Origin of the sequence: Siccibacter colletis (genome assembly GCF_000696575.1) — a bacterium.
In the GTDB taxonomy this organism is placed as follows: Bacteria; Pseudomonadota; Gammaproteobacteria; order Enterobacterales; family Enterobacteriaceae; genus Siccibacter; species Siccibacter colletis.
The window spans coordinates 246,875-268,914 of record NZ_JMSQ01000039.1; the positions used below are offsets into that span (position 1 = coordinate 246,875).

Here is a 22,040-nt window from a genome sequence, read left to right on the forward strand (position 1 = left end):
CGTCTCACCTGACCGGCTACTTTGTGACCGGGTTCATATTCTCCGTTAACTTGTCTAGACAACTAGACATGATATATCGTTATACTTTCGCTATGCAGTTCGCTTCTTTTCACCTTACAGGGATAAGACTATGAGTCGTGCAGGCGAGTTTGTTCAGGATTTAGGAAAGGCACTGATGATGCCGATTTCCGTGATCGCCGCGGCGGGGATTTTTCTTGGCCTTGCCGCCGCGCTGCAAAATCCGGCGATTGTTGGCGAGGGGATGATCCACGCGCAGGCGATGCAGCAGGCGATTGGCTTTATACGCAAAGTGGCGGGGGCGCTGTTCGGCAATCTGCCGCTGCTGTTTGCCATTGCCGCCGCCGTCGGGCTGGCGCGGGACGAGAAGCCCACCGCGGCGCTCGCGGCGGTGATAGGGTTTATCACCCTGCACGTCGGGGTGAACTTCAGCCTTACCGCCCAGGGGCTGACGCCGGAAACCACTTCAGCCAGCGCCTTTATGGCCAAAGGCTACAGCCAGACCGAGGCGGTGATGTACGCCGCCGAGTTCGCCAACACGCTGGGGATCTTCTCCTATCAGATGAGCGTGCTCGGCGGGGTGATTGCCGGGATCGTCACGGTACTGCTGCACAACCGCTTCTACACCATCCAACTGCCGGCGGCCATCGCCTACTTCGGCGGACGTCGCTTTGTGCCGATTATTACCGTGATCGTGCTGCCGTTGGTGGGGTTAGGGCTCTCCTTCATCTGGCCGGTGATCGCCGGGGGCATTATTCGCCTCGGCGAGTTTATCGGCCACGCCGGGGCGGCAGGTACCTTCTTTTATGCCCTCACCGAACGCATCCTCATTCCTACCGGGCTGCACCACATCCTCAATGAAACCGTGCGCTTTACCCCGGTGGGCGGCATGGTGCATGTCGATAACGAAAGCATCATCGGCGCGCTCAGCATCTTCAACTATGCGCTGGCCCATCCGGGCGAACTGGCGAACGACGTGGTGCGCGAAGCCACCCGCTTCCTCGCCCAGGGCAAAATCCCGGTGATGATGTTTGGTCTGCCGGGGGCGGCGCTGGCGATCTACCGCTGCGCGAAGCCGGAGCACAAGCAGCGCGTGAAAGCGCTGATGATGGCCGGGGCGCTGGCCTCCTTCACCACCGGCATCACCGAGCCGCTGGAGTTCAGTTTTATCTTCGTCTCGCCGCTGCTGTTTGTCTTCCATGCGGTGATGACCGGCCTGTCGTTTGCCCTGTCGCAGCTGCTGAACGTGATGATCGGCAATGTGCAGGGCGGACTGATCGATTTCATCGTCTTTGGCGTACTGGGCGGGGCAAAAACCGCCTGGTGGTTCAGCCTGCTGCTCGGCGTCATCTGGTTCCCGGCGTACTACTTCACCTTCAAATTCATCATCCTGCGCACTAACGCCCGCACGCCGGGCCGTGAGGAGGAGGATCGCGCCCCTGCACCCGGTGCGGCTTTGGCCGGGAAGGGCAGCGGCGAAACCGCGCTGATTATCGAAGGGCTGGGCGGGCACGACAACATTCAGGCGGTGGACTGCTGCTTTACCCGCCTGCGCGTCCGGGTCGCCGATATGGCAAAGGTGCAGGACCCGGCGCTGAAGCAGAGTGGGGCCAGCGGCATCATCCGCGCCACGCAGAATGACATTCAGGTTATCTATGGGCCGCAGGTGGAAAGTATCGCCACCGCGGTGAAGCAAAATTTACTCGCTCAACAGTCGTAAGGGAGCCGTAACATGAAAAAAGCTTTTAATATCGTTTTAGTCGGGGGCGGATCCACCTGGACGCCGGGATTACTCAAGGCGCTGTGCAAACTGAAAACCCGCCTGCCGCTCAACAAGCTGGTGATGTTCGACGTTAACGCTGAACGTCAGGCGGTGATCGGCGAATACGCGAAAGTGCTGTTCCGCGAAGAGTACCCGGAGGTGGAGTTAATCTGGACCACCGATAAAGAGGTGGCCCTGCGCGACATGGACTTCATCTTCTGCCAGATGCGTACCGGCGGCTACGCGATGCGCGAGAAGGACGAAAAAATTCCGTTAAGCCTCGGGGTGATTGGTCAGGAGACCTGCGGGCCGGGCGGTTTCGCCTACGGTATGCGTTCCATTCGCGACATGATTGAACTGGTTAACGACGTGCGGGCGCGTTCGCCGCAGGCGTGGATCCTCAACTACACCAACCCGGCGGCGATCGTTGCCGATGCACTGAAAAAGTCGTTCCCGGATGACGAGCGCATCATCAATATCTGCGACCAGCCGGTCAACCTGCTGCGCTCCTATGGCCGCCTGCTGGGCCGCGACCCCGAGACCTTCGACCCGGTCTACTTCGGGCTGAATCACTTCGGCTGGTTCACCCATCTCTATGATGAAAACGGTCATGATCTGGCACCGGAGCTGAAAGCGATTATCGCCAGCAACGGCTTTAAGCCGGTGGACGCCGAGCAGCGCGACCAGTCCTGGCTTGATACCTACGCCGCGGTGGCGGATATGCTCCACGACTTCCCGGACTACCTGCCGAATACCTATCTGCAGTACTACCTCTACCCGGAGTACAAGCTGAGCAAGCTCGACCCGAACTTCACTCGCGCCAACGAGGTGATCAACGGCCGTGAGAAGCGGGTATTCGACGAGTGCCGTACCGCGGCGGCAGAGGGCACCACGAAGAACGTGCACGTGGTGCACAACGATGCCCACGGCGACATGATCGTTGAGCTGGCGGAGTCTATCGCCTTCAACCTGAAGAAAAAATTTATTGTGATGGTGGAGAATAACGGCCTGGTGGCGAACCTCGACAACGACGTGATGGTGGAAGTGGCGGCCGAAATGGGTGCCAACGGCCCGCGTCCGTTCGGCGTTGGCAAAATTCCAACCTTCTACAAAGGGATGATCGAGCAGCAGTTCGCCTATGAGCGGCTGACGGTCGAAGCCTATCTGGAAGGCTCCTACACCAAAGCGCTGATGGCCCTGACGCTCAACCGCACCATTGTCGATGCCAAAAAAGCCCGCAGGGTGCTGGATGCGCTGATCGAAGCGAACCGCGACTACTGGCCAGAGCTGAAGTAACTTTCCGTAGCATGCCCTCTCCCGGAGGAGAGGGCGCTGTTACACCACCTCGCCATTGCTGGCGATCACCTGTTTGTACCAGTCGAAGCTGCGCTTTTTGCGGCGCGCCAGGTTGCCGTTGCCGTCGTTATCCTTATCAACATAGATAAACCCGTAGCGCTTTTTCATCTCTCCGGTGCCGGCACTGACGATGTCGATCGGCCCCCACCAGGTGTACCCCATGATGTCGCAGCCATCGGCAACGGCTTCTGCCATCTCGATGATGTGCTGGCGTCCATACGCGATGCGCTCTTCATCGTTAATTGTGCCGTCCGGGGCAATCTCATCCACCCCGCCGTAGCCGTTTTCCACGATGAACAGCGGCTTGCGGTAGCGATCCGCCAGCTCGTTACACACCGTGCGCAGCCCTTTTGGATCTACCGGCCAGCCCCAGGCGGTTTTTTTCAGGTACGGATTGTCCTCGCCCTTCGCCCCGCCGGTATCGATCTGTAACTGCGCCCCGGCCTTGTGCACCACGCTGCGGTAGTAGCTGAAGCCCAGATAGTCGGAAGGGTAGCGGGCAATCAGCGCCAGATCCTCCGGCTCCATCGCCAGTGTAATGCCGTTATCGCGGAACAGGCGGCGGCTGTAAGCCGGATACTCACCGTTCATCATCACATCGGAATAGAACAGCGAGCGGCGGCGCAGCTGCTGGGTTTCAAAGATGTCGTCCGGGTGGCAGGTGGCCGGGTAAACGGTGCTGAGCGATAGCATGCAGCCGATCTGCGCCTCAGGAATGATTTCGTGGCACAGCTTGTTCGCCAGCGCGTTAGCAACAAACTGATGGTGGTTGGCCTGGTAGATGATCTGCAACGAGGCGTCGGCATCCACCGCGCCGGTGGCGAACGGCATGCGGTTCATGTTGTTCAGCTCGTTGAAGGTCATCCAGTACTTCACCTTGCCGCGATAGCGCCGGAAGACCGTTTCGCAGTAGCGGGTGAAGTGCGCGATCAGCGCGCGGTTCTTCCAGCCGCCGTACTCCTGGTAGAGCGCCAGCGGCGTTTCGTAGTGGGAGAGGGTGATCACCGGCTCGATGCCGTACTTCAGCAGCTCGTCAAACAGGTTATCGTAGAACGCCAGCCCGGCTTCGTTCGGGGTCTGTTCATCCCCGCGCGGGAAAATGCGCGACCAGGCAATCGAGGTACGAAAGCACTGAAAACCCATCTCCGCGAACAGCGCCACGTCCTCTTTATAGCGGTGGTAAAAATCCACCGCCTCGTGGCTGGCGTAGTAGAGATGCGGGTCGATGATGGCGTCATGCTGGCCGGAAGCGATACCGCCGCGCACCACGTCGGCGATAGACGGCCCTTTGCCGTCAAGGTTCCAGGCGCCTTCTGCCTGATTGGCGGCTATCGCGCCGCCCCATAAAAAGTGCTGAGGAAACTGTGCCATCTGCTGCTCCTTAATCGCTGAGATCCTGCCCGTTGGAGGCGATCACTTTTTTGTACCACCAGAAACTTTTCTTGCGCGAGCGGGCGAGGGTGCCTTTCCCCATGTCGTCCTGGTCCACGTAGATAAAGCCGTAGCGCTTGGACATCTGCGCGGTGCCGGCGCTGACCACGTCAATCGGCCCCCACCAGGTGTAGCCGAACAGGTCGACGCCGTCGGCGATGGCCTCCTGGATCTGCTCGATGTGCTGGCGCAGGTAGTCGATGCGGTAGTCGTCATTGATGCTGCCGTCCGGGTTGACCTCATCCACCGCGCCGAGACCGTTTTCGGCAATAAACAGCGGTTTCTGATAGCGGTCATAGAGCTGATTGAGCGCCAGCCGCAGCCCTTTCGGGTCGATCTGCCAGCCCCAGTCGCTGGTCTCCAGGTACGGGTTGCGAATACCGCCGGTGATCAGGTTCCCGGTGGCACCCTGAAGTTTTTCCGGATGCGCGCTGATGGTGCTCGACATGTAGTAGCTGAAGGAGACGTAGTCCACCGGGTACTGGCGCAGGATCTCCTCGTCGCCCACCGCCATCTTCAGCACCACGCCTTTCTCCGCCAGCATGCGCTTCGCCCACGAGGGATAGTAGCCGCGCGCCTGCACGTCGCTGAAGAACAGCGACACGCGCTGGGCCTCTTCACACGCCAGCTGGTCGTCCGGGTGGCAGGTGTTGGGGTAGAGGATCTGATAGCTGATCATGCAGCCCACCTGCGAGCCGGGAATGATGGCGTGGCAGGCTTTGGTCGCTAAAGCGCTGGCGACAAATTGATGGTGCGCCCCCTGGTACTTGTCCTGCTCAATATTCGGGTGATCTTCTTCGATGACCCCGATGCTGACGTAGGGGTGATGCTTCACGCAGTTGATCTCGTTGAAGGTCATCCAGTACTTCACCTGCTTGCGGTAGCGGGTAAACACCGTGGTGGCGAAGCGCACATAGAAATCCACCACCTGACGGTTCGGCCAGCCGCCGTAATCGGTGACCAGCGCCAGCGGCATCTCGTAGTGTGACAGCGAGACGATCGGCTCAATGCCGTGCTGGCGCAGGGTGTTGAACACGTCATCGTAGAACGCCAGCCCGGCTTCGTTCGGCGTGGTTTCATCCCCGCGCGGGAAGATGCGCGTCCAGGCGATGGACATGCGGAAGCATTTGAAGCCCATCTCGGCGAACAGCGCGATGTCCTCTTTGTAGTGGTGATAGAAGTCATTGCCGTTGCGTTTGGGGTAGTACTTTGTGCTGTTCGGGTCCTGCGCCTCGGCCACCTGCTGGTGGGTCATGCCCAGCCACTGATCCAGCCAGCGCGCTTTTGGCGTCGTGACGTCAAAGGTGTAGACGTCAGACACGGACAGCCCTTTGCCGTCTACGTTCCACGCCCCTTCCAGCTGGTTAGCGGCGGTGGCACCGCCCCATAAAAATCCTTCCGGAAAGGCTTTCGACATTGTCATGGTGTTTTCCTTATACCGCCGGTGCGGTAAGTGTCAGACAGGCTTCATTGATGCCGATACCGCCCTGTTTTACCGGGGTGATATCGCCGTATTCGTCGCTATTAGTGACAATCACAATCACGCTGGGGTCGATGTGCTGCGCGCGCAGGGCTTCAAGGTCGAAACCGATCAGCGGCTGGCCGACCTCGACGAATTCCCCTTCGCGGATATAACTGGTAAAGCCAGCGCCGCCGAGCTTCACGGTGTCGATACCGATGTGGATCAGCACCTCGGCACCGCTGTCGCTTCGCAGCGTCAGGGCGTGGCGGGTATCAAACACCGACTCCACCCGGCCATTAACCGGGGATCGCAGCTCCCCGCTGTCCGGGACGATGGCGATGCCCTTGCCAAAAATCTCATCGGCAAACACCGGGTCGCTCAGGCGGTCGAGGGGCAGCAACTGGCCGCTCACCGGCGCGAAGATCTGCTCATCCCGGGCAGCAAGCGGTAGCGGTGCGCCCGCCTGCTGTGCAGCGGTATCCGGCTGCGCCTCCTCCTCAAAGCCAACCACCACGGTGAGCAGGGCGGCCACGGTAAAGGAGATCCCGAGGCTCGCCAGCGCCCACAGGAAGGTGGGGCCGACCAGGGCCGGAATACCGGACAGACCGCTCAGGGCAAAGGCATAGGTCTTTACCCCCATCGCCATCGCGAACGCCCCGCCGCAGGCTCCGCCCGCCAGGGCGCAGGCGAATGGGCGCTTAAAGCGAATATTGATGCCGTACATCGCCGGCTCGGTAATCCCCAGCGAGGCGCTGAAGCTGGTGGAGAGCGCAAGAGTTCTGGTCTTTTTGTTACGCGAGCGCAGAAAGACCCCGAACGCCGCCCCGGCCTGGCCGAGGTTGGCAACGTAAAACAGGATCTTGAACGGGTCATAGCCGAGCCGGCTGATGTTGTTGATCATCACCGGCACCAGCACGTAGTGCATACCGGTAATGATCATCAGCGACAGGGTACCGCCCACCAGTACGCCCGCCAGTATCCCCATGTTGGCCACCAGCCACAGGATGCCGCCCGACAGCGCGTTGCCAAGCCAGATGCCGAGCGGGCCGATTGTTATCAGCGTAACGGGCGTCACGATCACCAGCGACAGCAGAGGCACGAACATGGTTTTCAGTGCGCCAGGCATCACGCGGTCAACCGCGCGTTCTACGTAGCTCAGCAGCCAGACCGCCAGCAGGATCGGGATCACTGACGAGGCATAGGAAACGGGCGCAACCGGCAGGCCGAAGAAGGCGATGGGGTCGCCAGCGGCGAACAGTGTGGTCAGGCTGGGGTGAAACAGTGCTGCGGCCATCGCCACCGCCACGTAGGGGTTGGCACCAAATTTGTGACCGGCGCTGAAGGCCAGCACCAACGGCATAAAGAAAAACACGCCGTCGCTGATGGCCGCCAGGATCTGGTAGCTCTGGTTGCTGACATCGAGCCAGTTGAGGGCCACCAGCAGCGAGAGCACCCCCTTGAGGATACCTGCGCCGGCAATGGCGGGAATGATGGGGGAAAAGATGCCGGACAGCCCCTCCAGCACCACCGACACCGGGTTGCGGCGTTTGCGCGGCGCGTCGTCCGCAGGGGCGGGTGCTGCCTCGCGCAGGTGGGGAAGCTGGTCAAGGATCGCGTCGCACAGCGGGGCCACCTCGTTACCGATGATCAGCTGATACTGATCGCCGGAGATGTTGACCCCCATGACGCCATCGGTGTTGTCGAGCGCAGCCCGATCCGCCAGGCTCATGTCGCGCAGCTCAAAGCGCAGCCGGGTAATGCAGTGGAACAGCGAGACGATATTTTCGGCCCCGCCAATGCGCGTAATAATCTGCTGCGCGGTATGGGAATAGTGCATGGTCATTCCTCCAGATCCACGGCGAAATAACGCCGTGTTAAACAATCGCCGGGTCTGCCGGTCGTCTTGCTTCCTCTGGGGTTTGCCTGATTGAACAGTAACAAGCCTGAACGGAATTAGTGGGATTACTCCCGGGTATTACGCCCCGGTATCTGCGGGCGTCATTCTTTTAATCACGTTATCGATATGCACCGTCAGATATAATTTCTCCGACTGGCTCATCGCGTGGTGATAATTCTTCTGCACAAAATCATTAATGGCCTCAACGCAGGCGACGGTTTTTTTATAGCGCTGCTGCACCATCGCAAACAGTTCCGCATCGTCATTATCGACAATCTCGCCTTCTACTACCCGTTGAGCAAAAAATTTCAGGTGGGTAATAAAACGCTGGTAATTCAGGCTCTCCTCATCCGGCTTAACCCGAAACCAGTATTTGACGATGTTCTGCACCTGATAAATAAGCTGGGTGATCTGGCCGGTTTTCGCCGTGGTGGTGCTCAGCCCGGCGTTAACGATATGCAGCGCGATACTGCAGGCCTCAGCATCCGGTAATAGCGTGCCGGTGCGGGCGGCTATCAGCGCCAGTGCCTGCTGGCCGACGCCATATTCTGCCTGATAAAAATGGCGCACTTCCCACTGCAACGGATTATGCAGCGTCAACGCGTCATGACTGCGTTGCAGGGCGTAATGCAAATGATCGCTCAGGCTGATATACAGCCCTTCACTTAATTTATGCGGCAGGGCAGCGCGCGCCAGCGCCACGATATCATCGGTGAGCTGCAATATTTCCAGCGGTATTTCATCCGCCAGCGCTTTGAACCGCGCCGATATTTTGTCGTCGTGCAGGCGAAACGTTTTCTCTATTTTCGCCATATTAACCTGTTCTCCCGCCGAGGCTGAAAAACCTAATCCGCGCCCGGTGAGGATCAGCTCCTGACCCTGTTCATCCACCACGCTGACGACATTGTTATTAAGGATTTGCTTAATGAACATCGACGGCTCCTGAAAACAAAACGGGCAAAACATAAATACAGATTACGGAAAGTCTCCCGCAAGCTGCATTCAGGTTTTGCCCGCCGAACGGTAACAAGTTAATGCACTGATAAAAAACCTAACACCCGTCTGATAATCGGTCAACGCAGGGGACGCGGAAAGAATATATTTACCTCTGAAATGTGATCAGCTCTGCGAATTAATGCGCTCAATGTTTTCGCCGCGCCGTGCTAAAAAAAGGTCAACCTGCGGGCTAAAAAATGCCACAATAGTGGCTGTTTATACAGTATCTCAGGTTTCCCGATGGCCCTTTCGAGCGCGCATAAAGCGCAAATTGCCGCCTGGTACAAGGCGCTGCAACAGCAGATCCCCGATTTTATCCCTCGCGCGCCGCAGCGGCAGATGATTGCTGAAGTGGCGAAAACGCTGGCCGGGGATGAAGGGCGGCATCTGGCGATCGAAGCGCCCACCGGCGTCGGTAAAACCCTCTCCTATCTGATCCCCGGCATCGCCATTGCCCGGGACGAGCAGAAAACCCTGGTGGTGAGCACCGCTAACGTGGCGTTGCAGGACCAGATCTTCAGCAAGGATTTACCCCTGCTGCGCAAGATTATCCCGGACCTGAAGTTCACCGCCGCTTTCGGACGCGGGCGCTACGTCTGCCCGCGCAACCTCGCTGCGCTCTCCACCGAAAGCCTGGCGCAGGGCGATCTGCTGGCATTTCTCGATGACGAGCTGACGCCGAACAGCAAAGAGGAGCAGCAGCGCTGCGCAAAGCTGAAAGCCGATCTCGACAGCTATAAGTGGGACGGTCTGCGCGATCACACCGATCAGGCGATCGACGACAAGCTGTGGATGCGGCTCAGCACCGATAAAGCGAGCTGCCTGAACCGCAACTGCCACTACTACCGCGAATGCCCGTTTTTCGTGGCGCGGCGTGAAATCCAGGAGGCGGAAGTGGTGGTGGCAAACCACGCGCTGGTGATGGCGGCGCTGGAGAGCGAAGCGGTGCTGCCGGAGCCGAAAAACCTGCTGCTGGTGCTGGATGAAGGGCATCACGTCCCGGACGTGGCGCGCGATGCGCTGGAGATGAGCGCCGAGATCACCGCTCCCTGGGCGCGGCTGCAGCTCGATCTGTTTGCGAAACTGGTGGCGACCTGCGTGGAGCAGTTCCGCCCGAAAACCCTGCCGCCGCTGGCGAATCCCGAGCGGCTGAACGCGCACTGCGAGGAGCTGGCCGAACTTATCGGCTCCCTGAACAGTATTCTAGCCCTTTATCTGCCGGCGGGCAGCGAGGCGGAGTACCGGTTTGCGATGGGCGAACTGCCGGCTGAGATCATGGAGATTTGCCAGCGGCTGGCGAAGCTTACCGAATCGCTGCGCGGCCTGGCGGAGCTGTTCCTCAACGATCTCAGCGAGAAGACCGGCAGCCACGATATTGTGCGTCTGCACCGGGTGCTGTTGCAGATGAACCGCGCCCTCGGCCACTTTGAGGCGCAGAGCAAGCTCTGGCGGCTGGCCTCGCTGGCCCAGGCGTCCGGTGCGCCGGTGTCGAAGTGGGTGACCCGCGAGCTGCGCGACGGCCAGCTGCATATGTGGTTCCACTGCGTCGGCATTCGCGTTGCCGACCAGCTGGAAAAGCTGCTCTGGCGCAGCGTGCCGCATGTGGTGGTCACCTCCGCGACCCTGCGCTCGCTCAACAGTTTTTCACGTCTGCAGGAGATGAGCGGCCTGCGCGAGAAGGCGGGCGACCGTTTTATCAGCCTCGATTCGCCGTTCAATCATGTCGATCAGGGGCGGATTGTCATTCCCCGCATGCGTTACGAACCGCTGATGGAGCACGAAGCGCACCATATTGCCGAGATGGCGGCCTTCTTCCGCCAGGAAGTCGAAAAAGGCGAGCACAAAGGGATGCTGGTGCTGTTTGCCAGCGGACGCGCCATGCAGCAGTTTCTCACCCACGTGACCGACCTGCGCCTGATGCTGCTGGTGCAGGGCGATCAGCCGCGTTACCGGCTGGTGGAGCTGCACCGCAAGCGCGTGCAGGGCGGTGAGCGCAGCGTGCTGGTAGGGCTACAGTCCTTTGCCGAAGGGCTGGATCTGAAAGGCGAGCTGCTCACCCAGGTGCATATCCATAAAATTGCCTTCCCGCCGGTGGACAGCCCGGTAGTGATCACCGAAGGGGAGTGGCTGAAAAGCCTTAACCGCTATCCGTTCGAAGTGCAGAGCCTGCCGAGCGCCTCCTTCAATCTTATCCAGCAGGTCGGGCGGCTTATCCGCAGCCACGAATGCTGGGGCGAGGTGATCATTTATGACAAACGTCTGTTTACCAAAGGCTACGGGCAGCGCCTGCTGAACGCGCTGCCGGTATTTCCTGTTTCCCAGCCCGAGGCACCAGACGTTATAGTGAAGGCTGAGCCAAAAAAAGCAGCGCGCCGCCCTCGTCGGCGCTGAATACGCAAACAGCACGACGTAAGGAGTGACGGATGGATTACCGCTCAATCATTAAAGAAATCGGCCGCGGCAAGAACCATGCCCGGGATCTGGATATCGACACAGCGCGCGCGCTCTATACCCATATGCTGAACGGCGAGGTGCCGGAGCTGGAGCTGGGCGGCGTGCTGATTGCGCTGCGCATCAAAGGGGAAGGGGAAGCAGAGCTGCGCGGCTTTTACGAGGCGATGCAGCAGCAGACCGTGCGCCTGACGCCGCCGCCGGGCAAACCGATGCCGATCGTCATTCCCACCTACAACGGAGCGCGTAAGCAGGCCAACCTGACGCCGCTGCTGGCGCTGTTGCTCAACCGCCTCGGTTTTCCGGTGCTGGTGCACGGGGTCAGCCATGACGGCACCCGGGTGATCAGCGAAACCGTATTCACGCTGATGGGCATCCACCCGACGCTGCACGCCGGCCAGGCACAGGCCCAGCTGGAGGGCCATCATCCGGTCTATATGCCGGTCAGCGCGCTCTGCCCGCCGCTGGAGCAGCAACTCGATCTGCGCTGGCGGATGGGCGTACGTAACAGTGCGCATACCCTGGCCAAGCTGGCAACGCCGTTTGCCGAGGACGCCGCGCTGCGTCTCTCCAGCGTTTCGCACCCGGAGTACGTGACCAAAGTGGGCGGCTTCTTCCAGACCATCGGCGGGCGAGCGCTGCTGATGCACGGCACGGAGGGGGAGGTATACGCCAACCCGCAGCGCTGCCCGCAAATCAATCTGATTGATGAGCAGGGCATACGCGTGCTGTATGAGCGTCAGGCCGAGGCGGCACCCACCACCGTGCTACCGGCGTCAAAAGAGGCTGACGTCACGGCGCGCTGGACCGAACGCTGCCTTACCGGGCGCGAACCGCTGCCGGTGTCGCTGAAAATCGAGCTGGCCTGCTGCCTGGTGGCAACGGGGCGGGCGACGACGCTTGAAGACGCGCTGGAGCAGGTGGCGCAGACGTACTGAGCAGAGACGAAAAAAAGCCCGCGTGGCAGCGGGCAAAAATGAGGGTCAATCTAAATAAAGCAGAGTCAGAGAGGGTAAGGCATAAATCAGTTGTAGATCACCGCGGTGCCGCTCACTTTGTTGTGGCTCATCGCTGAAGTGATGCTGTAGGCTTTGGCGCCTGCTGCGTCGGCTTTGGCAGCCAGTTCCGCTTCCAGACCTTCCAGGGTGCTTGCGCCCTGCGCCGATACCACACCCACTTTGTTCAGGTTCTGCGCATCAGCGTTGCTGATGAGGTCGGCTGCGCTGGCAGCAAAAGAGAACGCAGACAGTGTGAGAGCGGCAATAGCATATTTAACGGTTTTCATGGGTGTAATCTCGCAGGTTATTCTGTTTGGGTGACGTTGTTCCGTCGATGTGATTATTGTCACACCCCCGAGCAGAATATAAAATCGAGAAGAATTGACAGCCTTATTCTAAAAATTTGAATGAAATATAAGCGGCTGAATAATCAAGATAAAAGCGCTACCCGCTACGCTTCTTTACCGGAGCTTACGTCGGCCAGTGGGAAGGGCACAATCGGACACGCTGAACCGAAAAAATCGTGCGCAAGGGAGAAAACGCAGCACAACGTGCTGCGCTAGCGGAGCTGGCTGTCTTTCGAGCCGCGGCGGTTGTAGGGGGAGAAGCGGGCGCGGTGCGCGTCCTCTTTTTGCTGGCAGTTAACGCACAGATGTACGCCGGGTATCGCCTTGCGACGTGGCTCGGGGATTGGCTCATCGCACATCTCACAGAACTCAAGGCTTTCACCCGTCGGTAGCGCGCGGCGCGCCCGCGCGACGGCATCATCTACGGTGCTGTCGATCTGATCCTGTACCGCACCGTCATTTGCCCAACCTGAAGCCATAGGACCTCCTGCATGGTTAAACACAGGGGTAATTATAGCAAAAAAGCGTGATTTCTGCCGGGAAAGGCCCGCCGCAGCGGGCCTGGCGAGCGTTAACGGGCGTCCGGGCGCACCAGATCGAAACGCTGCGCCTCGTCGATGGCGTAGTAGGCGCTGGGGCCGCCAGCACGCAGCACCGGCTGGGCTTTGGCGGTCTGATAGATGCCGTTTTCCAGCAGAGTTTCATCAATATGCACGGCCACCACTTCGCCCAGCACCAGCCAGCTGTCGATAAGCGAGCCGTCGGCGCTGGTCAGCTGAATGCACTGTGACAGGCGGCACTCGAAGTTCACCGGGCTTTCAGCAACCAGCGGCGCGGCGACCTGACGACCGGCAACCGACGTCAGCCCGGCGCGGGCGAACTCGTCTTCACCGTGCGGCAGCGAGGCGGAGGTTTCGTTCATCTGCACCGCCAGATCGCGGGTGGTCAGGTTCCAGACAAACTCTTTACTGGCCACGATATTACTGACGCTGTCTTTCCAGCCGCTGCTGGCAAAACCAATAATCGGTGGGCGATAGTTAAAGCAGTTGAAGAAGCTGTAGGGCGCCAGATTGCGGCGGCCTTCAGCGTCCAGCGAGGAGATCCAGCCGATCGGACGCGGCCCGACGATGGCGTTCAACGGATCGTGCGGCAGGCCATGCCCCTGCTGCGGCTCGTAGTAGTAGCGTTTTGCTGTCATATTCCACCTGATTAACCTCAAAAGGGCATCTTACCCGACGGCAAAAGTTTCCGTCAGTTATTTACCCCACCGCAGGCAGCGGGTATCTTACGCGCCGACTTACAGGAGAATCATCATGACGCGCCAGAAAGGGGAACTGCATCCCCGCAACCGCCACCGCAGCCGCTACGATCTTGCGGCGTTAACCCGTGACTGTCCGGCGCTGGCCGGGTTTATTATCCAGTCGCCGCGCGGCGAGGACACCATCGACTTCGCCAACCCGCAAGCGGTGAAAACCCTCAATCAGGCGCTGCTGGCGCACTTCTACGGCGTGGCGCAGTGGGATATTCCCGACGGCTTCCTCTGCCCGCCGGTTCCGGGACGCGCAGACTACGTGCACCATCTGGCCGATCTGCTGGCAGAACATCATCAGGGCGCAGTACCGCGCGGTGCCAGCGTGCTGGACATCGGAGTGGGTGCCAACTGCATCTATCCGCTTATAGGTCATCACGATTACGGCTGGCGTTTCACCGGCAGCGAAGTGAACGCCGACGCGCTGAAAAGCGCGAATGCGATTATCGACGCGAACAAGCTGCAGGCGCGTATTCGCCTGCGCCGCCAGAAAACCCCTGGCGCCATCTTCACCGGCATCATTCATAAAAACGAGCAGTACGACGCCACGATGTGCAACCCGCCGTTCCACGACTCTGCCGCAGGGGCGCAGGCGGGCAACGAGCGCAAGCGCCGTAACCTCGGACTGGAAGATAAGCCGCAGCTTAACTTTGGCGGACAGCAGGATGAGCTGTGGTGCGAAGGCGGAGAAGTGGCGTTCATCACCCGGATGATCGATGAGAGTAAAGCCTTTGCCCGCCAGGTGATGTGGTTTACCTCGCTGGTGTCGCGTGGGGATAATCTGCCGGCGCTCTACCGGGCGCTGGAGCAGGCCGGGGCCGTGCAGGTGGTGAAGAAAGAGATGAGCCAGGGTCAGAAGCAGAGCCGCTTTATCGCCTGGACTTTCCTCGATGCGACTGCGCGCCAGCGTTGGGCGCAGCGTAACAAAGCGTAATTACACCGTTGGGTTGGCAGGCGGCAGTGCGCCGCCCGCCGCCGCGTTCATCTGCGTCGCCTCTGCCCCAGGCTGCATCACCTGCACGGTCTGCACCGGCGGGCGGATATCTGCCAGGTCGAAGTGTTTCTTCACCATCGCATCCAGGGCAAAGCGCACCGTCCACTGCTTCAGCGGCTGGGTGGTAAAGGTGACGCGCAGGGTGAACGAGGTGTTGGTCAGCCCGACGATGCCCGCAAAGTTTGGTTCGCCGATCACCAGCATGCGAATATCCTCGCGGGTCATCAGCTCCTCTACCGCATCGCGCAGCGCCTGATTGGCTTTGGTTTCATCTTCCCGCCGATCCACTTCGTAGTTCGCCACGAACGACCCGATACCGCGCACGAAGTTAGCGAAGGTGGTGATGGATGACCAGGGAATGATGTGATACGCCCCGGTATCCTGCCGCACCCCCACCGAACGAATCGACATCCGCTCCACCGTACCGGTCAGCGGCCCGATGGTGACCAGATCGCCGGTGTTCATCCCGTTTTCAAACTGAATAAACACCCCGGTGATAATGTCCTTCACCAGCGTCTGGGAGCCGAACGAGATCGCCAGCCCCAGCGCACCGGCACCCGCCAGCAGCGGGGCGATATTCACGCCAATCTCCGACAGCACAATCATCACCGTAATGGTGCTGATGATCACCGCCAGCGCGTTGCGGAACAGCGTCAGCAGCGTGCGGGTACGGGCGCTCGGCAGCGGTCGGCCGTGGATGTCCGAGGCGAGGCGGCTCTCAATCAGGCTCGCCAGCAGGGTCCAGCCGACGGCAGAGAAGAACAGGATCAGCGAGACGCGGATCAGAATATCTACCGTTTTTTCACCCGCGCCGTTGGTCAGCCACTGCCAGAAATCAAACAGTCCCCAGGCGTTGAGCAGCAGCATGATCGCCACGCACACCGTGAGAATGCGCGCCAGCTTCAGCGACATCGACAGCCAGCCGTTTACCCGCTTTTGCAGCTCGGGATAGTTACGCTGCAGCTGAGGCGACAGGGTGATGGTTTTGGCGATCCAGCGCGACAGCAGGCCGGAGAAGAACGCCGCGACGCTGATAATCGCCAGGCTCCTGAGCGAGGCCGCCATCATAAACTTCAGGCTGTTGCCCGGATCGAACAGCGAGAAGAAGAACAGCACGATGAAATAGGCGCAGGCCAGCCAGTGCCAGACCAGCGCAAAGGCGCGGATAAACAGGCTGAAAAAGGCCATTGAGCGGTCGGCCAGCGCGATCAGGTTGTGCTGGATGTGCGCTTTGTTATGGAAAATCAGGTACAGCGCCCAGACGGTGATGCTGAGCATAATGACGACGTTCGCCAGAGCACCGATCTGCACGTTAACCTGGTTGGAAATAATCGGCACCGCGACCAGCAGGCCATAGCCAATCAGGCTGCTCAGGCCGCTTAAGCGGGTGTTCCAGTAGCGGGCGCTGGCGTCACTCACCGGGAATGGGCGCAGGGACGGCACGCGCGGGCAGAATATCAGGCGCAGGATGGCTTTGAAGAACTCAATCAGCGCAAAGGCGTTGAGGAACAGCCCCTGTTGACGGGCAATGGTTCTGCTGCCCGCATTCATCACGTCAATCAGTACCTGGCCGACGGTGAGCGCCAGCGAGAGCAGCAGCAGGTCAATAACAAACGCCGCGACGATCATCGCCGGGAGATGCAGCCAGCTGGAGCGCGCCTTGTTCTTTTTACGCCCCCACTCACCCATTTTGCGATACAGCGGGATCGCCCCGGCGCGCAGCACCCAGTAAAACACGAATACCGCGCCGGCTAGCATGGCGAAGTGGGTGAGGGCATTGAAGAAGGTCTGCTGGTTGAAAGGCTTGTGCGAGGCGGTGGAGATATTGCGATACAGCTGGGCAAAACGTGAGGCCAGCTCGCCGCCGTACTCGCGCCCCAGTGCGGTGACGTTCTCCAGCACCGTGGTCTCTTCCTGCGCCTCCTCCACCGGAGTGAGGGCCGGGACCGGCTCGGCGTCCGGGGTGGCGGCCACTTTGCGCAGCTGGTCAATTAGCTCGGTACGTGACTGCTCGTTTTCCAGCACGTTGGCCAGCGCCGCATACGCGGCCTTTTTTTCCTCGAGCGTGGGTTCGGCAGCGGGGGCGCTGTCTGCGCTGGCAGTGCTGGTGGTAGTGGTTGCCGCGGCAGCGGCAGCAGGTGAGACGGCGGCCTGAACGGGGGCAAGAAACAGGCTACACAGCAGCAGAATGATCCACGGCACGGGCTCCTCCGGATTGAGAACGTCAGCGAAGGGGTAAGTATAGCCGCTGGGCTGAAGGCGTCTGAAAAGAGGGAGTTTTCCGGTGCGATTGAGCAAAAAAAAGCCCCTCGCAAGGGGCTTATCGTGACGCGCTGACTCAGGAAACGTGCTGCAGAAACTCCTGCAGGCGCTGGCTCGGCGGGTTCGCGATCAGCGTCTGCGGGTTACCGTCTTCAGCGATACGGCCTTTGTCGATGAAGATCAGGCGCGAGGCCACTTTCTCGGCAAAGCCAATCTCGTGGGTAACGATGACCATCGTCATCCCTTCCTCAGCCAGGTCCTGCATCACCTTCAGCACTTCGTGGCGCAGCTCGGGGTCAAGGGCGGAGGTTGGCTCGTCGAACAGCATCATCTTCGGCTTCACTGCCAGCGCGCGGGCAATGGCGACGCGCTGCTGCTGGCCACCGGACAGCTCGGAAGGATAATGATGCGCACGCTCAGCGAGGCCCACTTTTGCCAGCAGCGATTTCGCCAGCGCTTCCGCTTCGGCTTTCTTAGCTCCGCGCACGCGGGTGGGGCCGAACATCACGTTTTCCAGCGCCGTCAGGTGCGGGAACAGATAGAACTGCTGGAACACCATGCCGGCTTCCTGACGGATCAGGCGCTCGTCCACTTTCGGGTCGTTGACCTTGAGGCCATCGACGACCAGATCGCCGCTGGTGATCTCTTCGAGCTTGTTGATGCAGCGCAGCAGCGTGGATTTACCGGAGCCGGACGGCCCGATAATCACGACCACTTCACCCTGCTTAATGTTCAGGTCGATGTTGTGCAGCACCTGGGTCGGACCGAAGTGCTTGGAGACGTTTTTAAATTCAATCACAGGATTTTCATCCTTCTTTCAATAAGGCGCAGAACAAAGCTCAGAACCAGGGTAATGATGAGGTAGAACACCGCAACGGCGCTCCAGATTTCCAGCGCGCGGAAGTTACCGGCGATGATCTCCTGGCCCTGACGGGTCAGCTCGGCTACGCCGATAACGATAAACAGCGAGGTGTCCTTGATGCTGATGATCCACTGGTTACCCAGCGGCGGCAGCATACGGCGCAGCGCCAGCGGCAGGATCACGTGACGGATGGTGTCCATGCGCGATAAACCCAGCGCCAGACCCGCTTCGCGGAACCCTTTGTGAATCGACAGCACCGCGCCGCGGGTGATTTCAGCGATATAAGCACCGGAGTTGATCATGATGGTCACTACCGCCGCAGAGAACGGGTCGATGCGCAGATCGTTGAATGCCATCGGCAGGGCGAAGTAGATAAACATCACCTGTACCACAATCGGCGTACCGCGGATCACTTCGATAAATACGAGGGCGATGTGGTTGGCGATCCAGCCGCCAAAGCTGCGGGCGAAACCGGCGATGAGGCCGATGACCAGGCCGCCAACCAGACCGAGGACCGAAATCCACAGGGTCATTTTGGCGCCTTCAATTAAAAGCGGAATGGCGGGCCAGATGGCACTCCAGTCAAACTGCATGATGATTTCCTGTATACCGTGGTTGAAACATAAAAGCAGGGGCAGAGCGCCCCCGAGAAGAAGGGAGTCAGGCGTGCCAGCCAGCCGCGCCTGAAACACCCTTCAAAAAAGAACTGTCATTATTTAGGTTCGGTTCCGAACCATTTTTTGTAGATTTCGTTGTAGGTGCCGTTCTCTTTCAGCGTTTTCAGCGCGCCGTTCACTTTTTCACGCAGATCGTCGCTGCCTTTCGGGAAGGCAATGCCGTACTGCTGGGCTTCCAGAGAATCGCCTACCGCTTTGAACTGGCCTTTACCTGCGGTTTTGATGAAGTACAGGATGTTTGGCGTGTCGTGCAGTACCGCGTCTGCGCGGTTAGTGCCAAGTTCCATGTAGGCGTTATCGATGTTCGGGAACTGACGCAGGTCTTTGGTTTTGATGTTGGCTTTCGCGTAATCCACGGAGCCGGTGCCGCCTTTAACTGCCACCACTTTGCCGTCGAGATCTTTTACGCTTTTAACGTCGTTGTTATTGGCTTTCACCATCACCAGCAGGCCGCTTTTGTAGTAGCCGTCGGAGAAGTCGATCGCTTTTTTACGTTCGTCGGTGATGGTAATTCCCGCCAGCGCCAGGTCTACGTTTTTGGTCTGCAGCGCCGGGATAATGCCGCTGAAATCCATCGGCTTCAGGGTGTAATCCAGCTTCAGCTCTTTGGCGACAGCGGCCCACAGGTCAACGTCGAAACCAACGTATTTACCATCCTGCTTGAATTCAAAAGGGACGAACGCGGTATCGGTTGCAACGATCAGTTTCTTATCGGCTGCCTGAGAGGAAACCGCAAAAGCCAGCGTCAGCGCGGCCAGGGAAACTTTAAAAATCGACTTCATAGCATTTCCTTTTTTAATCCACGGGGCTATCCCCAGCGGGAACGCACCGTAGCATGAAAAAAACGTGCCAGTTTTACAACTTGCTGTTTTTGCTAAGGGAGCATTTTGTAACATTGCACAATGGCGGTTGCAAGTCAGGCGCATTGCACCAGAGTGGTGCGCTATTTTGGTGCAGGAAAGGCATTGACAACCGCTAAGATCGTTTTTACGCAGAATATGCTGCAAAAACAATCTTTCTTTAACGGTTGTGTGAAGTGATTATTACAAGCTGGTAACGAAAACGGGAGTATGACCGGGGAAGCGTGCGTTATGGTGGTGCAACGATCCCCCTCCGGGCGGAGGGGGAAGAACAATTCTGCGAAAATTATTCGATGTTAGACTCGATAAACCACAGGAATTTGTCCAGATCGCGGGATGCAGCGGTGAAGATATCCGCGGTGTCTTCATCCTGCGCTTCGCTCACTGCTTTACGCACGTCGTTCGCCACAACCGCATAGCGGTCGGCCAGTTCTTTCAGGTGATCCTGAACGGTGTGGATATCCAGCGGGTAGCTTTTCAGCGCGGTTTTGCTGTTCACTACCTGGGTGGTACCCAGTGCAACGCCACCCAGCTGTACGGCACGTTCGGCCATGGTATCCAGGTGATCGGTCAGAGCAGTACGGAAGCCATCGAGCATTTCATGAACACCAATGAAGTTCGCACCGCGCATATTCCAGTGGGCTTGCTTAGTGATAAGAGACAGGTCAATAAACTGAACAACCTGACGGTTCAGCAACTCAATGGTCGCTTTCTTATCGGCATCAGCCACATCGTTACGGGTATAAAGCAGATCGGATGCTTTTGATTTTACCAGTTTAGCGGTACTCATAATCTCATATCCTCTTGATGTTAGTGTCCCAATCAATTACCGGAAATAAGTATAGCACCGGATATGGCGTGTGCCGGGTTGGTATTGCCTATCGGATAAATAGCAAAGCGCGCGCCTCTTGTGGGGTTTTTCTATTGACATCAGCAACATAACTTATGATTGCAGCGTTTCGGGGTGTAAAACGAGAAATAGTTCTTTCGGTGCATAGTTATTCGTATAGTCAGCGCGTATTTGCGCTCAGGTGCATAGTCCGCGCAAAAATATGCCTTATTTTTACCGTCTGGCTTATTCAGATTAATACGCAAAAAATAACCCGGCTGATTCTATAACAATTTGTTTCCGGCACCGGATTCGGGGTGCCGGACACAAGATTATTTATCGATATCGACGCGGGTAATCTGCGTTTCGCGCCGCAGTGTTAAGGTTGACCCCATCGAGGCGGCAATAATGGAGAGCAGCGCCAGCCACTGCACCAGGCTCAGGGTTTCATTCAGGAACAGCATACCCGACACGGCCGCCAGCGCCGGCTCCATACTCATTAGCGTGCCGAAGGTGCGGGTGGGCATGCGGGTGAGCGCTATCATCTCCAGCGAATAGGGCAGGGCGGTAGAGAGAATGGCGATACCGAGGCCCAGCGGCAGAATCGACCAGTGCCACAGCGCTTCACCGGCCTGAACCGCACCGAGAGGAACAAAAATCACGGCGGCAATCAGTGAACCCAGCGCCACCGTGGCCGGGCCATGGTCGGCCCCGGCGCGCTGGCCGGTAATAATGTAGAGCGCCCAGCAGGCACCGGCTCCCAGCGCGCAGGCCGCGCCGGTTAAATCAACATGCGCCACGTCTTTACCGAGCGGCAGCAGGAACCACAGGCCCAGCACCGCCAGCAGCACCCAGACGAAATCCACCGCGCGGCGCGAGCCAAACAGCGCCACCGCCAGCGGGCCGGTAAACTCCAGGGCAACAGCAATTCCCAACGGCACGGTCTGGATAGATAAGTAGAACAGATAGTTCATCGCCCCGAGCGACAATCCGTACATCAACAGCGGCACGCGCTGCGCCCGGGTAAATCGCAGACGCCAGGGTTTAAACACCACCGCGAGGATCAGCGTCCCCAGCGCCAGGCGCAATGCCGTTACGCCAGGCGCACCCACCATCGGAAACAACGATTTAGCGAGGGAGGCGCCGCTCTGAATGGAGGTCATGGCGATGAGAAGAATGACTACGGGCAGCCAGACCGGCGTCTGACGAGATAAAACGGGCATTACGCATCCTTTCTTTTCTTTACAGAGTTAACACGGCAGTAACCGCCGGGACGGCATATGATTCGTTGCGTCCGTTGATGAAGCATTGAAAAAAAGTGTGGCGGAAGGTCTTACAATACCAGCATTACTGTTATTCAGGCAGTATCCGGATTAGGAATTATCTGGATAGATGAACCTGAGATTGCAGTAGATAATCTGGCGGATTTACGGATTTATGCTTTACTTTTAACGGGATATAACGAAATGGAAATGTTTTGTTACAGCAAAAGCCCCGTTAGACAACGTGAATCACAAAGAGTTTCTTCC

At 58.7% G+C, this 22,040-nt stretch carries 18 protein-coding genes; 5 read left to right on the top strand and 13 right to left on the bottom strand.

The features are described 5' to 3' along the window. The first annotated feature begins 130 nt into the window (after positions 1-130). Positions 131-1,738 (top strand): PTS transporter subunit EIIC, encoded by a 1,608-nt coding sequence (locus ET34_RS0120150; RefSeq protein WP_031525058.1) that lies wholly within the window; start codon positions 131-133, stop codon positions 1,736-1,738. Positions 1,739-1,750: 12 nt separating this feature from the next. Further along, positions 1,751-3,076 carry a 6-phospho-alpha-glucosidase gene (locus ET34_RS0120155; RefSeq protein ID WP_031525060.1) on the top strand — a complete coding sequence of 442 codons (1,326 nt, stop codon included), beginning with the start codon at positions 1,751-1,753 and terminating at the stop codon, positions 3,074-3,076. 39 nt (positions 3,077-3,115) lie between these two features. Here the strand turns inward: ET34_RS0120155 and ET34_RS0120160 are convergent, their stop codons facing one another. The 4 genes from ET34_RS0120160 to licT form a co-directional block, all read right to left on the bottom strand. Continuing rightward, positions 3,116-4,507: a glycoside hydrolase family 1 protein gene (locus tag ET34_RS0120160; RefSeq protein ID WP_031525062.1), complete on the bottom strand. Its 1,392-nt coding sequence runs from the start codon at positions 4,505-4,507 to the stop codon at positions 3,116-3,118. Between the two features lie 10 nt (positions 4,508-4,517). Further along, the gene (locus ET34_RS0120165; RefSeq protein ID WP_031525063.1) at positions 4,518-5,990 is read right to left on the bottom strand and encodes a glycoside hydrolase family 1 protein; all 1,473 of its coding nucleotides are present in this window, start codon (positions 5,988-5,990) and stop codon (positions 4,518-4,520) included. A 10-nt stretch (positions 5,991-6,000) separates the two neighbouring features. Then, complete coding sequence (locus ET34_RS0120170) at positions 6,001-7,866, bottom strand: beta-glucoside-specific PTS transporter subunit IIABC (protein ID WP_031525065.1); 1,866 nt, start codon at positions 7,864-7,866, stop codon at positions 6,001-6,003. 138 nt (positions 7,867-8,004) lie between these two features. Then, positions 8,005-8,859 (bottom strand): BglG family transcription antiterminator LicT, encoded by an 855-nt coding sequence (gene licT, locus ET34_RS0120175; protein ID WP_031525067.1) that lies wholly within the window; start codon positions 8,857-8,859, stop codon positions 8,005-8,007. Between the two features lie 303 nt (positions 8,860-9,162). Here licT and dinG point away from each other — a divergent pair, with 303 nt between their 5' ends. Further along, entirely contained in the window at positions 9,163-11,313 is a 2,151-nt protein-coding gene (gene dinG / locus ET34_RS0120180) for an ATP-dependent DNA helicase DinG (RefSeq protein ID WP_031525069.1), read from the top strand. 32 nt (positions 11,314-11,345) lie between these two features. After that, positions 11,346-12,311, top strand: a complete 966-nt coding sequence (ybiB, locus tag ET34_RS0120185) for a DNA-binding protein YbiB (RefSeq protein ID WP_031525070.1) — start codon at positions 11,346-11,348, stop codon at positions 12,309-12,311. An 86-nt stretch (positions 12,312-12,397) separates the two neighbouring features. On the opposite strand, the gene ybiJ is transcribed toward ybiB, so the two are convergent. The 3 genes from ybiJ to ET34_RS0120200 form a co-directional block, all read right to left on the bottom strand. Beyond that, on the bottom strand, positions 12,398-12,658 hold the full coding sequence (ybiJ, locus tag ET34_RS0120190; RefSeq protein ID WP_031525072.1) for a DUF1471 family protein YbiJ: 261 nt from the start codon (positions 12,656-12,658) through the stop codon (positions 12,398-12,400). A 272-nt stretch (positions 12,659-12,930) separates the two neighbouring features. Beyond that, complete coding sequence (locus ET34_RS0120195) at positions 12,931-13,197, bottom strand: DksA/TraR family C4-type zinc finger protein (RefSeq protein WP_031525074.1); 267 nt, start codon at positions 13,195-13,197, stop codon at positions 12,931-12,933. 92 nt (positions 13,198-13,289) lie between these two features. Further along, positions 13,290-13,916 carry a flavin reductase family protein gene (locus tag ET34_RS0120200; RefSeq protein WP_031525076.1) on the bottom strand — a complete coding sequence of 209 codons (627 nt, stop codon included), beginning with the start codon at positions 13,914-13,916 and terminating at the stop codon, positions 13,290-13,292. A gap of 115 nt (positions 13,917-14,031) precedes the next feature. Here ET34_RS0120200 and rlmF point away from each other — a divergent pair, with 115 nt between their 5' ends. Next, on the top strand, positions 14,032-14,961 hold the full coding sequence (rlmF, locus tag ET34_RS0120205; RefSeq protein WP_031525077.1) for a 23S rRNA (adenine(1618)-N(6))-methyltransferase RlmF: 930 nt from the start codon (positions 14,032-14,034) through the stop codon (positions 14,959-14,961). Here rlmF and ybiO read toward each other — a convergent pair whose 3' ends face one another. The 6 genes from ybiO to rhtA all read right to left on the bottom strand — a co-directional run bounded on the left by ybiO (position 14,962) and on the right by rhtA (position 21,734). Continuing rightward, positions 14,962-17,223 carry a mechanosensitive channel protein gene (gene ybiO, locus ET34_RS0120210; RefSeq protein ID WP_031525079.1) on the bottom strand — a complete coding sequence of 754 codons (2,262 nt, stop codon included), beginning with the start codon at positions 17,221-17,223 and terminating at the stop codon, positions 14,962-14,964. A gap of 136 nt (positions 17,224-17,359) precedes the next feature. Next, on the bottom strand, positions 17,360-18,082 hold the full coding sequence (gene glnQ / locus ET34_RS0120215) for a glutamine ABC transporter ATP-binding protein GlnQ (RefSeq protein WP_031525081.1): 723 nt from the start codon (positions 18,080-18,082) through the stop codon (positions 17,360-17,362). Continuing rightward, positions 18,079-18,738: a glutamine ABC transporter permease GlnP gene (glnP, locus tag ET34_RS0120220; RefSeq protein ID WP_031525083.1), complete on the bottom strand. Its 660-nt coding sequence runs from the start codon at positions 18,736-18,738 to the stop codon at positions 18,079-18,081. Before glnP ends, glnQ begins: the two co-directional genes overlap by 4 nt. 119 nt (positions 18,739-18,857) lie before the next feature. Beyond that, on the bottom strand, positions 18,858-19,604 hold the full coding sequence (gene glnH, locus ET34_RS0120225) for a glutamine ABC transporter substrate-binding protein GlnH (protein WP_031525085.1): 747 nt from the start codon (positions 19,602-19,604) through the stop codon (positions 18,858-18,860). Positions 19,605-19,968: 364 nt separating this feature from the next. Next, a complete protein-coding gene (gene dps / locus ET34_RS0120230; RefSeq protein WP_031525087.1) occupies positions 19,969-20,472 on the bottom strand; it encodes a DNA starvation/stationary phase protection protein Dps in 504 nt (167 codons plus the stop codon). 371 nt (positions 20,473-20,843) lie between these two features. After that, positions 20,844-21,734 (bottom strand): threonine/homoserine exporter RhtA, encoded by an 891-nt coding sequence (gene rhtA, locus ET34_RS0120235; RefSeq protein WP_031525088.1) that lies wholly within the window; start codon positions 21,732-21,734, stop codon positions 20,844-20,846. Between the last annotated feature and the right edge of the window lie 306 nt (positions 21,735-22,040).

What these genes read in the sequence shown, in the direction of transcription:
- ET34_RS0120150 (WP_031525058.1), top strand. Translation starts at nt 131, where the DNA reads ATGAGTCGTGCAGGCGAGTTTGTTCAGGATTTAGGAAAGGCACTGATG.
- ET34_RS0120155 (WP_031525060.1), top strand. Translation starts at nt 1,751, where the DNA reads ATGAAAAAAGCTTTTAATATCGTTTTAGTCGGGGGCGGATCCACCTGG.
- ET34_RS0120160 (WP_031525062.1), bottom strand. Translation starts at nt 4,507, where the DNA reads ATGGCACAGTTTCCTCAGCACTTTTTATGGGGCGGCGCGATAGCCGCC.
- ET34_RS0120165 (WP_031525063.1), bottom strand. Translation starts at nt 5,990, where the DNA reads ATGACAATGTCGAAAGCCTTTCCGGAAGGATTTTTATGGGGCGGTGCC.
- ET34_RS0120170 (WP_031525065.1), bottom strand. Translation starts at nt 7,866, where the DNA reads ATGCACTATTCCCATACCGCGCAGCAGATTATTACGCGCATTGGCGGG.
- licT (WP_031525067.1), bottom strand. Translation starts at nt 8,859, where the DNA reads ATGTTCATTAAGCAAATCCTTAATAACAATGTCGTCAGCGTGGTGGAT.
- dinG (WP_031525069.1), top strand. Translation starts at nt 9,163, where the DNA reads ATGGCCCTTTCGAGCGCGCATAAAGCGCAAATTGCCGCCTGGTACAAG.
- ybiB (WP_031525070.1), top strand. Translation starts at nt 11,346, where the DNA reads ATGGATTACCGCTCAATCATTAAAGAAATCGGCCGCGGCAAGAACCAT.
- ybiJ (WP_031525072.1), bottom strand. Translation starts at nt 12,658, where the DNA reads ATGAAAACCGTTAAATATGCTATTGCCGCTCTCACACTGTCTGCGTTC.
- ET34_RS0120195 (WP_031525074.1), bottom strand. Translation starts at nt 13,197, where the DNA reads ATGGCTTCAGGTTGGGCAAATGACGGTGCGGTACAGGATCAGATCGAC.
- ET34_RS0120200 (WP_031525076.1), bottom strand. Translation starts at nt 13,916, where the DNA reads ATGACAGCAAAACGCTACTACTACGAGCCGCAGCAGGGGCATGGCCTG.
- rlmF (WP_031525077.1), top strand. Translation starts at nt 14,032, where the DNA reads ATGACGCGCCAGAAAGGGGAACTGCATCCCCGCAACCGCCACCGCAGC.
- glnP (WP_031525083.1), bottom strand. Translation starts at nt 18,738, where the DNA reads ATGCAGTTTGACTGGAGTGCCATCTGGCCCGCCATTCCGCTTTTAATT.
- glnH (WP_031525085.1), bottom strand. Translation starts at nt 19,604, where the DNA reads ATGAAGTCGATTTTTAAAGTTTCCCTGGCCGCGCTGACGCTGGCTTTT.
- dps (WP_031525087.1), bottom strand. Translation starts at nt 20,472, where the DNA reads ATGAGTACCGCTAAACTGGTAAAATCAAAAGCATCCGATCTGCTTTAT.
- rhtA (WP_031525088.1), bottom strand. Translation starts at nt 21,734, where the DNA reads ATGCCCGTTTTATCTCGTCAGACGCCGGTCTGGCTGCCCGTAGTCATT.